15 protein-coding genes are annotated in these 15,360 nt (G+C 59.6%); 8 read left to right on the forward strand and 7 right to left on the reverse strand.

Translation table 11 applies throughout. The annotated features are described in order from the left end of the window. Window positions 1-5 precede the first annotated feature (5 nt). Both IDM40_RS19750 and IDM40_RS19755 read right to left on the reverse strand, forming a co-directional pair. Entirely contained in the window at window positions 6-722 is a 717-nt protein-coding gene (locus IDM40_RS19750) for a hypothetical protein (protein WP_193123513.1), read from the reverse strand. Window positions 723-802: 80 nt separating this feature from the next. Continuing rightward, window positions 803-1,222, reverse strand: a complete 420-nt coding sequence (locus tag IDM40_RS19755; RefSeq protein WP_193123514.1) for a hypothetical protein — start codon at window positions 1,220-1,222, stop codon at window positions 803-805. 30 nt (window positions 1,223-1,252) lie between these two features. Here IDM40_RS19755 and IDM40_RS19760 point away from each other — a divergent pair, with 30 nt between their 5' ends. Continuing rightward, a complete protein-coding gene (locus tag IDM40_RS19760) occupies window positions 1,253-1,549 on the forward strand; it encodes a hypothetical protein (RefSeq protein WP_193123515.1) in 297 nt (98 codons plus the stop codon). 550 nt (window positions 1,550-2,099) lie between these two features. Here the strand turns inward: IDM40_RS19760 and IDM40_RS19765 are convergent. Further along, a complete protein-coding gene (locus IDM40_RS19765; protein WP_193123516.1) occupies window positions 2,100-2,813 on the reverse strand; it encodes a hypothetical protein in 714 nt (237 codons plus the stop codon). 204 nt (window positions 2,814-3,017) lie between these two features. Beyond that, a complete protein-coding gene (locus tag IDM40_RS19770; protein WP_193123517.1) occupies window positions 3,018-3,332 on the reverse strand; it encodes a PQQ-binding-like beta-propeller repeat protein in 315 nt (104 codons plus the stop codon). Between the two features lie 158 nt (window positions 3,333-3,490). Here IDM40_RS19770 and IDM40_RS19775 point away from each other — a divergent pair, with 158 nt between their 5' ends. Further along, window positions 3,491-5,530, forward strand: a complete 2,040-nt coding sequence (locus IDM40_RS19775; protein ID WP_193123518.1) for a protein kinase family protein — start codon at window positions 3,491-3,493, stop codon at window positions 5,528-5,530. Between the two features lie 36 nt (window positions 5,531-5,566). Next, window positions 5,567-7,648: a WD40 repeat domain-containing serine/threonine protein kinase gene (locus tag IDM40_RS19780; protein ID WP_193123519.1), complete on the forward strand. Its 2,082-nt coding sequence runs from the start codon at window positions 5,567-5,569 to the stop codon at window positions 7,646-7,648. A gap of 132 nt (window positions 7,649-7,780) precedes the next feature. Here IDM40_RS19780 and IDM40_RS19785 read toward each other — a convergent pair whose 3' ends face one another. The 3 genes from IDM40_RS19785 to IDM40_RS19795 form a co-directional block, all read right to left on the reverse strand. Beyond that, on the reverse strand, window positions 7,781-8,068 hold the full coding sequence (locus IDM40_RS19785) for a hypothetical protein (RefSeq protein ID WP_193123614.1): 288 nt from the start codon (window positions 8,066-8,068) through the stop codon (window positions 7,781-7,783). Window positions 8,069-8,135: 67 nt separating this feature from the next. Further along, complete coding sequence (locus tag IDM40_RS19790) at window positions 8,136-8,423, reverse strand: WXG100 family type VII secretion target (RefSeq protein WP_193123520.1); 288 nt, start codon at window positions 8,421-8,423, stop codon at window positions 8,136-8,138. An 18-nt stretch (window positions 8,424-8,441) separates the two neighbouring features. Next, a complete protein-coding gene (locus IDM40_RS19795) occupies window positions 8,442-8,780 on the reverse strand; it encodes a hypothetical protein (RefSeq protein WP_193123521.1) in 339 nt (112 codons plus the stop codon). Between the two features lie 242 nt (window positions 8,781-9,022). Between IDM40_RS19795 and IDM40_RS19800 the strand changes: the two genes are divergently transcribed. From IDM40_RS19800 to IDM40_RS19820, 5 genes are all read left to right on the forward strand, one after another. Next, window positions 9,023-9,337, forward strand: a complete 315-nt coding sequence (locus IDM40_RS19800; protein WP_193123522.1) for a hypothetical protein — start codon at window positions 9,023-9,025, stop codon at window positions 9,335-9,337. 17 nt (window positions 9,338-9,354) lie between these two features. Beyond that, complete coding sequence (locus tag IDM40_RS19805) at window positions 9,355-12,000, forward strand: TPR repeat region-containing protein (RefSeq protein ID WP_193123523.1); 2,646 nt, start codon at window positions 9,355-9,357, stop codon at window positions 11,998-12,000. Between the two features lie 41 nt (window positions 12,001-12,041). Further along, window positions 12,042-13,481, forward strand: a complete 1,440-nt coding sequence (locus IDM40_RS19810; RefSeq protein ID WP_193123524.1) for a hypothetical protein — start codon at window positions 12,042-12,044, stop codon at window positions 13,479-13,481. Window positions 13,482-13,511: 30 nt separating this feature from the next. Next, entirely contained in the window at window positions 13,512-14,813 is a 1,302-nt protein-coding gene (locus IDM40_RS19815) for a hypothetical protein (protein ID WP_193123525.1), read from the forward strand. Between the two features lie 221 nt (window positions 14,814-15,034). Next, on the forward strand, window positions 15,035-15,277 hold the full coding sequence (locus IDM40_RS19820) for a hypothetical protein (RefSeq protein ID WP_193123526.1): 243 nt from the start codon (window positions 15,035-15,037) through the stop codon (window positions 15,275-15,277). Window positions 15,278-15,360 lie beyond the last annotated feature (83 nt).

Consider the following 15,360-nt stretch of genomic DNA (forward strand, 5'->3'; position numbering starts at 1 on the left):
GTTTTCTACTGATTCCCAGTCACTGAGATCACCTCAGTGAGAGGGTCGAACTGAACAAGGTGACCTTCACCGCCGGTACAGTCAATGGCCAAGTAGATACCATTTCTGTCTCCAGCTGCCTCGACCTCTGGGTCAGATTTCTCACTACACCAAGATGATGGATCTAATTCCCAAGCATAGTCGTCATCTTCAGAACTGCGAAGCTGACCTTTTAGGTGATCATCAAAGAAAACACGCACATCGCCTGAGGCAACTTCAGGAACAATATTACTTCCGGACGAGAAGTCCTCCCGAGACAGCACCTCACCAGTTTCAGGTTTTAGGATGATTTCTCGGGTCTTATTCGTGAACCAGCGCCCAGGAACAGAATGAGTGACAGCCACGAGTGAATTTGTGGTGATCTCAATATCGACTTCCCCCCCGGGAACACGGTACGCCCACCCAACAGTCCCCTCCGGATAATTCAGGCCAGCCACCCCATCGTCCAATACTGCGATTGGCATATGGCTCACATTTAGTATCTCCTGTACATCGAGATCCGGGTCGGGGGAAACGTCATGGACGCGGCTAGAATTCTCCCCCTTTTCTGGCTTTATTTCGTCATTTTCAGAGGTTTCATGTACTATATTGAGTGATTCTCTGTCTGGCCACAAATAGAACATGCCAAAGGCTGTACCCGCAAGACAAATAATAGCCAGGATGATTGATACTTTTATTTTCATGTCACTGATATTCTGACTCTACCTCTCATGAAACAGGATCGAAACTTCGAACATACTGCTCGATGTACTCCTCCAGCAGATCACCTCACAGACCTGTTCTCCTCGTACTCAGCCTGACGCCACTCATCGCTGTTCTCAATCAGACCGACCTCGATCGGAGCAGGCTCCCCCTCAGACCCCCACTCCACGAACTCGGCCTCCACCGGCCCCCGATCCAGATCCGGCACCGTCAAGTGCGACAACCGCAGAACACCATCGCCCAGCAACACACCGGGATCACTCTTCATCTCGGAGGGCCGGGCCGGCACCAGCGCTTCTTCGAGTTTGTCCCCCTCGAAGGACACGTGCCGGTACTCCACCGCATCATCATCGGGCAACCAATCGGCCGACACACTGCCCTCATCCGTCAGCGTCACACGCTCATCCGGTGTCAAGTCGCCCTCAAAAGCCTCGCCCTCGAAGCGTTCGCCCGACTCCACGTCAACCAGGAACTGCTCCACATCCGGACCGGCGCGGATTATGTGAGCGTCGTGGACACCGAAAGTGAGGACACCGTCCTGCGCTTCCCAGAGGAGGGTGAGGAGAGCGCAGAGGCGATGAACTATCAGGTCGCCTTCTCCCAGGACGGCTCGCTCGTCGCCATCGCGGAGGGCTCAGAGAGCGTTCTCGTGTACGACCTGGAAGAGGACGAGGTCCTGCACGAGCTGACACCCCGAGGCCTCGTCAACGGCATGACCTTCGACCGGGACGGGACCTACCTGTTCGCCGGCGCTGCTACAGAGCGGCCAGCCCGGTCGGGGGTTCCAGTGGGACCTGGAGACCGGTGAAGAGGTCGAGCTGGGGAACACGCTCATCTACGAGCAGCCAACGCTGCACCCCGAGAGCGAGACCCTCGTCGTCGCGGATTCCAGCGTGGAGGAGACGACGCTCATTTTCCTCGACCCGGACACGTTGACCGACACCCATCAGTTCAACTGATCCTACAGAAAACCTGAAGCCGCCCCACGCACGAATGGTCATTTCACGTCGCACGTGAAGTGATCCTCCATGTGAGCAGACACTCCTCGCGTGTCTAATAACTTTCCGCGTCTAGCAAAATCAGAACGAGCAAATTCCACCCCACACTCAAAGCGCTCGACAAATCACCAAATTCGGTTGCCATCGAGATTCGAACCCAAACCTCAGGAACGGCAGCTCAACCTTCTTATGCTCATTTTTCCTACACTCAAGGATTCCACCAACCATCAAGAATTATGCACCCTTCACCCACTTCCTTCTCTCAACATCGAAAAGATTAATTTGAACTTCCACCCCTTCTCCAGCAAGCACCTCCACTGAAAAACGGGAATCGAACCGAAGGCCGCCCAATCAGGATCGTCAGATAAACCCGGACCCACAGTCAACGTAATCAGAAATACTCTCATAGTATTCTGCATGAGAATCGTAATACTCGAAATCCAAGGGTGAATATGATGAAAAGAATGACATTCCACTCTCCTCCTGGTCGCACCATGTAACATAATTTGCCCTCATTGCATAATTTAGGGCGCTATCTACTTTAGTAATACTTCCGGATCCCGGTCCAGGCTGTACGTCCCACTCACCAAAATCGTACTCGACATAAAATTCGCCCGGATCTCCCTTTATCACGCCAGATCTCAAAAGTTCATTTTTATGCTCTCTGCTTCCCTCCAGCACACCCCCCGAGTCTTGTTCCACGAACATTCGGTCCAGGATCGATAGCATGAGGTGTCGTTCCACCCTCTCCCTCGAGATCGATACCTGCTCCGCCTCCTTCTCACTACTCAGCGCGTTCCCCATCTCCCTCTGCAAACCACAACCTGTCGCCGATATGAGTATTGTGACCAAACCTGCTGTAAGAACTTTTTTCAAGCGCTGTTCATAAAAAAATATCCGTCCGATAAGATCTCCTCGACTCCCCATATATATACCATTCTTTTCCAACTTTCCCTCAAAGCCAAAATATCCCAAGGTTTTCCGATTTCCCTCTCTCGTGACCTCATACTTCCTCGCAAGGAGCCACTGAAGGCCCCCTCTAGCGACTACTTTGCGTGGAATCGCTATGGCCACACTCGAAATTCGGAAGTCATTTAATCGATAAGATCAATTCGTCTAAGCAATCACTACTTACGCGCTAAAAAAATAGATTTTCGGTCCCTGATGACAGGGGTCAAAGAATCCTTCATCTCCTCCCTTCTATTATTGTAATGAGTCCAGAACTGGTCGCTATAATTAACGCCATTATCACCTCCATCCGATGACCCAGGGGTGGTGTCATACCGTCGTGGCCGCCTGACTCAACTGCCGATCCTCGACCCGGTAGTGCCACAACTCCTCACCGCTCTCGGCGTCCAGAGCGACCACGCCGTCGTCCAACTCCAGCACCGGTCCAGCCACACCGGACCGCACAGCGGAGAATTCGTGCGGATACTCCGGCTCCCACTCCCACGCCACCCCCGACACCGAGTCCAGCGGACCGTACTCAGCAACCTGCCCCTCATACACACGGTGATCAACACCGTCACCAACCAACGCACAACCGCTCAACAACACGACCGAAGACACCAGAACCGGGGGAAACAACCGCATACCGCGACCCTACGCACCCCGCCCCGGGTCGCCCGTTCCCGCCCTTGGGGCGTTAACCTCGTTCGCGGGAGCCAAGACGGCCAACCACCGCAAAGCCACACCAGGCGCCCACCCGCATCCTCCCGATCCCCGGTAGATCCACGCGCGAGCAGGACCACATGATCCCCCTCCATCCCCACGACCCGCCCCACATCGGACCCTTCCGACTCCTGGGACGGCTCGGCGAAGACACCTGCACCCGCTCCTACCTCGCCACCTCTGCCGAGCATCCGGCGGTGGACCTGCGTGTGGTGCGTTCCAACCTGGCCTCCTCGCCCGCTTTCCGCTCGGCGTTCGCGCACCGGGTCGAGACCGCCTACGACGTACGCAGCAACCACGCCCCCGCCCTGCTCGACCACGACCTGGAACACGCCGCACCCTGGGCCGCCCTCCAATACCCCGCCGGCCCGACCCTGGCCTCCACCGTGCGCGCACACGGACCCCTGCCCGCGAGCGCCCTGCACCCCCTGGCCCTGGCCACAGCCCAGGCCCTGGCCGACCTGCACACCGGCCACCGAACGCATGCTTCTCTGTCACCCGAAGGGGTCGTGCTCCCCGCCCACGGGGCCGTCCTGGCCGACCCCGGGTTCGAATGGGCCCTGACCCAGATCCAAGAGGAACCGCCCCACCCAGACTTCGCCGCGCCCGAGGACGGGGCCGCACCCGCCACCGACATCCACGCCTGGGCCGCCACCCTGTGCTGGGCCGCGGGCACCACCGCCCACGAGCGCGACCCCGACCGTCTTCCACTCCAGCTGCGCGACCTGATCGAGGCGTGCCTGCAGGAAGACCCCGCGATGCGCCCGGCCGCGGCCGACCTGGTCCAGATGCTCGGCGGACCCGCGATGCCCACCCCCTGGGCACCCGACCTCGCCGCGACCCTGGCCCGAGCCCAAGAACCAGCGAACAGGGCCCTCCAAGCCGGCCAACACCGCCCCAAGAAGGACCGCACCGCCCCCATCGCCCTGACCGCCGGCGGCCTCACCCTGGCACTCATCGCCGGACTCGGGGCCGTGTGGCTCACCCGGGACGACGGCCTCGACGCAGCAACGGACGAGTTCCCCTCGCTCATCACCGACGCCGGCTGCTTGGACCAGGACACACAGCTCGCCTCACCTCCGGCCACGGTGGAAGACCTCGGAGCCGTCCAGCTGGACTTCTCCCCCGACGGCGACGTCATCGCGGTGGAGACCGAGGAGATCGGGCTCTCCCTCTGGGACTGGCAGGACGGCGGGGAGATCGCCCGCGTCTTCGGCGACGAGAAGGGCAGCGGGGGACCCAACTTCGCCCCTGTCGGATGTCTGTTGACCGCAGTGAGCGTGCACGAGTTCCCGGGCGATCGCGAATACAACACCCTCAACACACTCGACGTCCCGTCGGGCGAGATCACCGAACACCACGGACCGCAATCCGAACGCGCTCTCGACGAGCTCGAACGGCCCCGCCGGTCCATCGGATCGGACTTCTCGCCCTCGGGCGACCAGCTACTCGTGGTGCTCGAGCCCGACCACAGTCTGGAGAACCGCCTCGCCGCTGTGGGCGTGATCGACATGGACACCGGGGAGCTCACACACACCCTGGGTGGCGAGTTGGGTGACCTGGTCCACGACGCCCAGTTCGTCGACGAGGAACGGATCATCACTGAAGGCGACTTGGTGCTCGAAGTGCGATCCGTGGAGAACGACGAGGTCGAACAGACCATCCGGAACGCGACAGGCAAGTTCACGCTCTCGCACGACCGAACCGAGGTCTTCTTCTTGAGCGAGGGCGACCTCGTGCACTGGGACCTCGAATCCGAATCCGAAGTGTCCCGGTATTCGGTGCAGGAGTACTACGAGAAGACCGAGCCGGAGGACGAGTACGGCCAGTGGGGCGAGATCTCCGTGTCACCGGAGGGGGACCTCCTCCACTTCTGGTGGTACGAACTGCCCCCGCCGGAGGAACAGGGCGATGTCATCGAGGACGACGAGGTCGAGGAACACTCGTACCTCTGGGACCTGGAGACCGGCGAGAACATCACTGAGAACGAGGGCGACGACTACCTCGTGCGCAACATCGCCTTCCACCCCGAGCAGGAGGTCATCGCCGCCATCAACGATGAACGCGGTATCGACCTGCTCGACCCGGACACCCTCGACGTGATCGACACGCTCCCCTGACCCCCGCGACCCCCGACGACGTGCCAGGACTTGACGATGCAGCCTCTGACCTCCACTGACCCCACCGAGATCGGCCCCCATCAGGTTCTGGGTCGTCTGGGGGCGGGAGGCATGGGAGCGGTCTACCTGGCGCGTACCCCCGACCGGCGCCTGGCTGCGCTCAAGGTCATCCACCGCGAGCTCGCGGCGAGCTCTGATTTCCAGGCACGTTTCGGCCGTGAGGTCCGCACCGCACAGATGGTCCGCGGCCCCTACACCCCCGCCGTGATCGCCGCTGAGCCTTACGGCCCCACACCGTGGATGGCGACCGAATACGTACCGGGTCCCACGCTCAAGGCGGCTGTCACCGCCAACGGCCCCTTCCCCGAGACCTCCCTTCGGGTACTGGCACTGGGCCTGGCTCAGGCTCTGCAGTCGGTCCACGCTGCCGGGCTCATGCACCGCGACCTCAAACCCGGCAACGTGCTGCTCTCCCCGCGCGGCCCGCAGGTGATCGACTTCGGCATCGCCCGCGCCGTCGAAGGCACCGTCCTCACCAAGACGGGGCAGGCCTTCGGCACCCCCGCCTACGCCTCACCCGAAACCGTGCTCGGCCGAGAACAGACCCCCGCCAGCGACCTGTTCTCCCTCGCCGGCGTCGTGCTCTACGCAGCCCAAGGACACCCACCCTTCGGCACCAAGCCCGCCGCAGATGTGCTCACCCGGGTGGTCAGCTCCGAACCCGACCTGAGCAACCTTCCGCCGGGCAGCCTGCGCGAGCTCATCACCCGTTGCCTGGCCAAAGACCCCGCGGACCGGCCCACCGCCGACGAACTCGTCCGAGTCCTCTCCGCCGAACCACTCCCACCCGCCGAGCACGGATGGCTCCCGGCCAATGTCCACCGCTCCATCGACTTCCACCAACACGAACTCCACACCGTCAGCAGCACCGTGCCCACTCTCGGCGCCTCCTTGCCCCAAACAACTGCTACGGGCCGCCGCGCACGAACCTGGCTCGTGGCCGGCGCCGCCACCATGGCGTTGGGCTTGGTTGCAGGGTTGGGCACCGTGCTCCACGGGCCCTGGGGGAACGCCGCCGACGACGGGACCGACGCGGCCGAAGAATCCACCACCGAGCAGGAGAACCTCCCGGACTCGATCGAAGGAACGCTGTACGGCCTGGAATTCACCGAGGACGGGGACAGCCTCTTCGTTCAGACCGCCCAGGGCCTCACCCTGTGGGACTGGCGGGAAAGTGAAGCGACAAGGAACCTGGGCGACGCATCCCTCAACTTCACCACCACGCCATCGGGCGAGGCCGTGGGGGTTTCCGGGGACCTCATCGTGGTCCTGGATCAGAACCAGGAGCAGGTCGCCGATCTGCTCGTCGACGAACCCGACAACATGGACAACTTCCGCTTCTACGAGGCGGTGACCGCTACACCGGACGGGACCATCCTCGCCGTACAGCGGACCGTGGAACACGACGAGTACCTCCTGCGCGAATGGGACTGGCGCAGTGACGAGACCACGGACCGCGAACTCGATGCTCCGGTACATGCCCTCGACCACAGCCCGAGCGGAACGCACCTGGCCATCACCCATGGAGCCGGCGAGATGGACGACCCGGACGCGCCTGCCGAAAGCGAGCACACGCAGACAGAGGGCAGCGCGGATTATGTGAGCGTCGTCGACACCGACAGCGAGGACACCGTGCTGCGCTTCCCCGAGGAGGGAGAGGAGAGCGTAGGAGCCGGTCTCTACGACGTGGCCTTCTCCCCGGACGGCTCACTCGTCGCCATCGCGGAGGGCGGAGAGCGCGTTCTCGTGTACGACTTGGAGGAAGACGAGGTCCTGCACGAGCTGACGCCCAGGGGTCTCGTCAACGGCATGACCTTCGACAACGACGGGACCTACCTGTTCACCGGCGCCGTCACCAGAGCGACCAGCCCCGTCGGGGGTTCACAGTGGGACCTGGAGACCGGTGAGGAGGTGGAATCGGGGAACACGCTCATCTACGAGCAGCCGACGCTGCACCCGGAGAGGGAGACACTCGTGGTCGCGGATTCCAGCGTGGAGGAGACGACCTTGATCTTCCTCGACCCGGACACGTTGACCGACACCCATCAGTTCAACTGAGCCATCCACCCGGTACCGCGGGTCCGGTATGCACGAAATCGGTCACCTTGCCGCCCCATGGCAGCCAAAAGGCCCCAGCCACCGCTGAGGCCATAAGGCGAACCATCGAACGCTGCACGTAAGGGGCGCGCTTCAGGATGCTCCGTTACCTTGTTCCGTCTGCGAGACACCCATGGGCGTCCGGCCGCGCTCCTCGTTGACCTCCTGCTGACGCTCGAAGGCCCCGATCAGGGCGATCACCGCACACACGACGGCGACGATGATGACCCCGAAGACGACCGCCGGCCAGACTCTCTGCTTGCGACGCCAGAACCGGCTGGAACCGTACAGGAGGGCAGACCGCAGCTGGCGCCGGCGGAGTGCATCGGCCTCGAGGACATACTTTTCAGCGTTGGAGGTGACCCGGAACGCCTCAGGCATGAGGTCGTCCTGGGTCTCCTCACGCTTGTCTTGAACAGGGGAATTCACAGAGGAGTGTTTCGGCTAATCAGGCCTGGAACCGGGTACGGGCCGAGGCGCTGGTGACGGACCAATTCTCGGCTGCAATTTCAGTCGAATGAATCAGTCCATCAAAAGATGATGACACACTCTCCCTGTACTCTCGAAACTCCTCATACCGAGCCTCGAAGTCATCAGAAGAGGAACCATACCATTCGGTCAGGGACTTCTTCACTGAGTCCTCGACCTGATCGAGCACGGTCTCCAGGTGCCCTTTATATGTACGCTCAGAGTCGGCAAGATCCATGATCTTGCCAGGGCTTCCAGAAATATCCATAATCTATACCTCGAACAACTAAACGTTGATGGGGGGCAACCCGTCGACCTCACTGCCCGAGGCATCGAAGTCGGACACGTTGTCTTCGTCCACCTGAATCATGCTCATATTGACATCCGCGAGGCTGATACCCATGCGGTCCAACCAGCCCATCATCGAGCCGAAACTAGTATTGAGGGAACCATGAGCCTCCATGAACGAACTCGGAGCCCCACCATTCATGGCTCCCCGAACGTCCATCTCCATAGTGGAGAACAACGCCTGAGCATTCCCCAGCAACTGCGAGGCCTCTTCTCCTAGGGCCTGCCCAGCATCCTGCAAGGATGTCGAGTGCTCCATACCGAGATCGTCAAGCATGTGGTGCACCTCACTATTGACTTCGCCGATCAAGCTGGCCAGCCAGCAACAACCACCTGGTAAACAGCACCTTCACATAAGTGGAAGTGGCCAACGGTGGTCGCGCGCAAGGCTTGACCAAGAGTCAAAATCCTATAAGGATCGGCATAACCCAGTCAACGGTGGCTCCCCCCGATAGTCGGCGAGGACTGCGGCCGCATTCTCACTTATAATCTCTGACCTGCAGAAACAGGAGTAGACCGGTGACGACCGGAGCCAATGTCCCTGAAGCACAGACTGGGGCTGACGCCGCCCTGGAAGTGGCTGATGGGCTACGCGACCTTGCAGACGACTTCGATACCCTGTGTGAGGAGACGCATACTCTGCTGTCAGGTGAGCCTGAGGTCACTGGCATGAACGACTTCCAAGTGGAGTACAAGAGTTACATGGACAGCGTCCAGAGCCAGGCAGACGATATCGCCGATAACATTCACGGCGCTGCCGGCGAGATCGGCGGTACCGACGAAGAGAATCAAGATGACCTCAGGTGCTACCCCCACCTTCCCCCCATCGACTAATCTACCGAGGAGTATAAATGAGCTTCGATCCCCGAATCCCCTCTGCCGACTCGGAGAGCGTCAGCTCAAAAGCCGACGAGTATCATTCGCTTCTGGAGCGGCTTACGGGCCAGAGTGAAGAACAGCTAGAAGAGTTCTCAAAGACATCGACGAGTTTCTCCGACATGCTGGCCGACGACATTAAATCATCGGGCGATATCAATTACGCACATTGGAAAGAAGCATGCATGGCGTGCGTGGTTGCAGCAGAAGCCACAGAACAATGGTCCGAAAGTCTAAACACATACGAAGAAAAAATCTCCGGCCTCCAATACCTTGTAGAGAATGTCGCCCCTACGCTCAGCAACGAAGTCCAAGTCCCGTATGCGGCTGATTCTCCACCCCCCCGCCAGCAATACCTAAAGGAGCTACAGAGACTAGCGGATGAGGCCTGGGACGATCTGGAGGACGAGGCCGAAGAATGCTCGGACCACATCAAGGGCGGAACTGATCCAGATAATGTCTCATCTTTGATGGGTGGACGCCTCGACTGGCTTCCTAACAACATCATGGGTGCGTCAATGCCGGTTCCGGTCGATGCCGACCAGGGTGACCTTGATGGCGAAGAGCTCCAAGAGATGCTCGAATCCGGAGAAATTAGTCAAGAGCGTTACGATGCTCTGATGGCGACCCTCACGGCACTTACTGGACGCGCAGAGTATCTGAAAGAACGCGCAGAGCATGCGAATGAGGACGAAGAAGATCTAGAACTCAATCCCCATGAAGTGAAATATTTGGAGGCATTTTTTGAAAGTCTGGAAGATATAGATTCACCAGACGATTATGAGGGATCTGATGGTGTAATTTCCCTGCCTAGTCTCATTGAAGAGAATATAGGAGATGAATCCCAAAGATCCGAACTTTTGCAAAAACTGGGGGACGGACTTCTAACACTTTCGAATGAATCTATCGGAGGAAGTGAAGAAAAACTCCCTGAAAGCGTCAGGAACGCAGCAATGGGGCCGACGCTAGCGCGCCATGAGAACGGATTTGAAGGTTATAGACAAGATGACGAGATTTATGGATCTGACCTAGCTAATCTCGCTGATCTGCTGGAACAATCTTCGGAAGAAACAGAAGGTGGCGTGAAGTTTTCGCAGAATATAACGATGTCTCTAGGGGGTCTACTGGAAAGTTTTCATACTCATTCGGACACTGATGAAATGAGAACATCACTCGAAGCCGCTGGTGGTCTTGAAGCCCTAGAAACGCTTCTCGATATATCTACCGAGAACGACGAAGCCAACCGTGCCATATTTACCGGGCAATACGAAACGGACGAACTGTCACACGAAGAGTACAGTAAACTGATCGACGAATCTCTCCGGGGGTTTCTCACTTTCGGTGAGTCTTTCGATCAGTCAGACATTGCGGAAGATGAGGATTCTTTCGAAAGCTACAATCGCACACCTGGAGGTCTTACCGCACTATTTGATTGGCTTTCAGATGAAGAAGTGAACAGTAACCCCGAAACCCGTGCACTCGCCGCTGAGTCAATGGGCGCTCTGACACTTTTCATGGCCGACCCTGAAGAGCATGGGCCACTCATGGGTACTGTGCCCAGCTCGATAAGTAGAGATGCTGCTGACAGTCTATCGGATGCTTTCGCTGCGCATATTCATACATTTTCATCTGACGTCGGAATAAATGGTAAAGGGGATGTGGTTTCTGCGGATGGCTATCAAAACCGTAGAAACGTTGAACTTGATTCTGATGGTGAGTTTGCGTTCATCCCTCCGGAAGAACGAACTCGATTCCTAGAAATCATTATGACCGATCAGAGTGCTGCTGTTGACATCCATTCTGACACAATCAGATTTGTTCATGGCGAAGCGGTAAACTCAGTCGATTCGGGGGACCTCGGATCCAGTTCACTTCCCTCGGGAAACTTGGCAGCTATTGTCGAATCAGCACTCGAAAACGAAGCCGACCACAGAAATTTGTCTGACGAGGATCTGCAACAGGATAAAGAGAATATGTGGGATTTTGCTGCGGGCGCGATCACTAATTCTGCGTCCGGGGCCGACGATCTTCCTTCTAGGTTTGTGCCTTTCGTAGGACCAACGCTGAGCGTTTTTGATGATATTTTGAAGGACCAGCTACTGAACACAGATGAGGAGCATAACCCCTACTCTGATCCCAACGGAAGCTTGGATCTGTCCTCAATCAAGATTGAATCTCAAATTCATATGCTGGAGCGCATGCTCGAGGAGCACGAAAATGATCCGGAAGTCCAGCAACATCCCTTCATGTCCGATAGCGGAGAGATAGAACTTGAACATCTTTCTCAGCTTGAGAGCGATGGCATCATCACCGGGATTGACAGTGATTTGCTCGAGCAGAATCCCAAGGATATCCAACTAGAAGACCTCGAGGGAATCGTCTTTGATAGGAACAAACTTCACGAAGTTATTAATAGTCCCGATGAAGGGTCAGATACGACAATCGGTGCCTTGGATGGAGTTACAATCGATCGCCCAATGTCTTGGCAAAAAAACGATAGAATTGGCGCAACTCAATTCGACGAGTTCACGGGTGCTTACGATGGTCGGCGTGAAGTTTTGCGGGATCAATTGTCTGGAAATATCCCTGGGGGAGAAGAATTGGACAAGGATGACGACTAATGGATCGGCTTACTAGAAGACGGTCGCTACAGATAGCTTCCGTGGGGGCGGCGGCTCTCCTCATGGCCGTGCTGATCGTGGTGCTCCCCCTGAGCCGTGATCACACCGTCCATGACGCGGACCCCGCCATCGAACCCGTCCCCACCTCCGTGGACGAGGTCGCCTGGCAATGGGAGCCCGACGAGGACACCATCGTCGAGCGCGTCCACCCGGGCCCCGCCGGCCCCCTCGTCCTCACCGACACCGGGGCCATCGCACTATCCGGCTCCACCGGCGACGAACTCTGGAGCCACACGATCACCGAACGCGACGGAACACGCATCGAGACCGGCACGACGCCCGGCGGCGAACACACACTCATCGCCCAGGCCGAAGGCGAACCCCCGCATGAAGAGGACGGGAGCGCGAGCGGCGGGGCCACCGGCGGACCCTTCGAGACCGAGGTCGCCGTCATCGACTCCCTCACCGGGGAGCTGCAGGACCGCTACACCTACACCGACGAAGACCCCCTATCCGACCTGCACAACCTCGCAGGCGACACTTGGCTCGAACCCGACCAGGACGGGCTCCGCGCACGCTCCATCAACGACGGCCAAACCGCCTGGACCTACGAACCACCTGAGAACTGCGAACTCACACACCACAGCGAAAACCGCAGATTCGACGGCCCAGTCGTCGGAACGACTGCCGACACCTACCTGCTCCCCCTCTCATGCCCCACCGATAAAATACGTGCCGCTCTGGACCATGACCCGGACGAACTGCCCGAGAAGGCACCGGGCCAACTCACAGCCCTGGACACACGCACAGGTGATCCTGTCTGGCCCGAACCCGTTGACCTCACCCTCATCCGCGTCCACCACCCGCCCGAATACCACTACGTACCCGCAGGTTTTCTTCCTTCGCCCGACGAGCAGCACGCACTCGCCCCCACACCTGACGGTGACAGCGTCGTCGATGTCGCTTCCGGCCAGGTATTGACCACCGAAGCACACCAGGGAAGAACCCACTTCTTCTCCTCCGGCGCGCTCCACAGCTCCAGGACCACAGGGGACGGTCGCGAGATCCTCCAAGTGACCGAAACAGACGTCGAAACCGGCAACCAAATCGGTGAACAGACAACACTGGACCCCAGTGGACACGAACTCCAGGGCGGCGCGGGACACGACTTCCTCGGCCAGAACAGCTACGACCGAGCCTTCTCCCTCCTGCCCCTGGACGACGGAATGCTCACCTTCGGATGCACGAACGCCTGCCCCGAATCCCCCGACCACCCCGATGAGGAAACCACACCGCTCTCCGGCCTCTACTTCCCTACGGGAGAGAAAGAACCTGAAGCGACCGAGATCGACCTCCCCGGCTTCGAGGCCAGCCAAGGACCGAACCAAGAACACCTCGTCCCCACGCCGGGCGCGATCGTCGCCGTGCAATACACCAGCGACAGCCCCTCCGGCATCGCCCCGCTCACTGGGCTCGCCTGAAACCGAAAGGCTCCCCGCCTCGGAAACGACATGAAGGCGTTGAAACGCATCCCCCGCACCCGGCTCGTCGCTACCGCTGCCGGCCTGACCGTGCTTGCCCTGTCGGCCGCGTGGTTCCTGTGGCCCGAACCCGGCCCGGACGACCACCGCACCAACCCCGACGCGCTCAGCATGGCCATCTCTCAGGACGAACTCGACGAGATTCCCGGACTCCACACCCACGTGGAAGGCAAACCCGTCACCGACGTCGTGGGCACCGCCCACGGTGCACTCCTGGTCCTGGACAACGGCGTCGTCGCCGTCAGCGACGAACAATGGGAAGATCAGCGCAAGGGCGACTGGCCCGAACAATGGCGCTACCTCGACGACAGCCCCCTCACCGGCGTGCATGTCCTTCCCGGGGGACACCTCACGGCCCTGGTCCACGGCCGACCGGGCGAGGACGAGCACACCATCACGCTGTTGGACGGCCGAACCGGTGCAATCGAGGGAAGTACCGAGCTGGGCGACAGTTTCGCTGCCGACGACGAGCTCCACATCTCAACCAGAGCCGTGCTCCAACAGTCCGGTCAAACCCTGACCGCCCACCCCGTCGGAGAGGACGGCCAGACCCTCCCACCGGACGAGAAGCCCACCTGGAGCGTGACCACCGACGAACTCTGCCCCTCCGTAACAGAACCCGCCGACACCAGCACCGCACCCGGCATCGTCCCCACCGTCCAGGGGTTCATGGTCTCCCAACGCTGCGCCGAACAGGACGACGGGCCACAGACACACGTGCTCTCCCACCTGCACGACATGGTCTCCCCCGGCCACCACCTCTTGGAACACCCGGAGGACTGGAGCCACACCTGGCAATACCTGGCCCCCGAGACCCCCCGCATGCAGGTCCACTACATGAGCCCAGCGATCATCCCCGACAGCCCAGACGACGTCGTCACCGACCTCCTAGACGCCGACAACACCACCCCCTATGCCCTGGCACTGGAAGCCAGACTGAACGCGCACGAGCGCCCGGACGACCCCGTGCTCTTCGAACCGAGCCTGTTCCAGGACTGGGACCCCGACGGATACTTCACCGAACCACTCCTGGACGAGGGCGAGTACCCCGAGGCCCTCGTCATCGCCGAGAGCCTCGATGTGGACGCCCACGTGTCCATGCAGAGCGCGAAGACCGTCGAGGCCGACCCCGAAGTCGACTTCGACCGCGAGAACACCCGCCTCCAACGGCGCGTCGACGGTGCATGGGTGGAACCCGAGACCTACCGCGCCTTCAACTCGATGAATTTCCGCTTCGGAGCCAACCACCTGATCCAACAAACCCTCCCGTAATTCAATTAGAAAAGAGGGTTGAGTTTCATCACCACGAATATCTTAAGATGCTCACAACCGGAGTTAAAAATTCTGTGTGGGCGCCAGTCGGGGCAACCTCGGGTGCTCAAGTATATCCTAATCAAGCTAAAATTCTGCCCCGACCTGTCCCGCTGGCCCGAAGAATGGCGCTACCTCGACGACGGCCCCGTCAGCGACATCACGGTACCGCCCCAGCCCAGTTGGGGGTCGACCAGGCCGATCACCCCGAGGTGCTCGTCGTCGGCGAAAACAACGACGTGGAGCCCCACATGTTGTTCCAGGCAGCCAAAATGCTCGTCAACGACCCCTACATCGACTTCACCCACGAGGACTCCGAAAGCTTACACAAAGAAGAGGACGGGGCCACCTTCGAAATCAACACCAACAGGGATGACCCGGACCCCATCGCGTTCAAATCTCCTCTCGAGTACGCAGTCAGGTAAGCCGCCTGACCGAAGGGCGCCAGGTGTGTCGCCGGGCAGCTCCGGTCCAGGGCATTCAGACCATGAAGGAAAAATCGAGTAAC

It is taken from the genome of Nocardiopsis coralli (assembly GCF_014892575.1).
In the GTDB taxonomy this organism is placed as follows: domain Bacteria; phylum Actinomycetota; class Actinomycetes; order Streptosporangiales; family Streptosporangiaceae; genus Nocardiopsis; species Nocardiopsis coralli.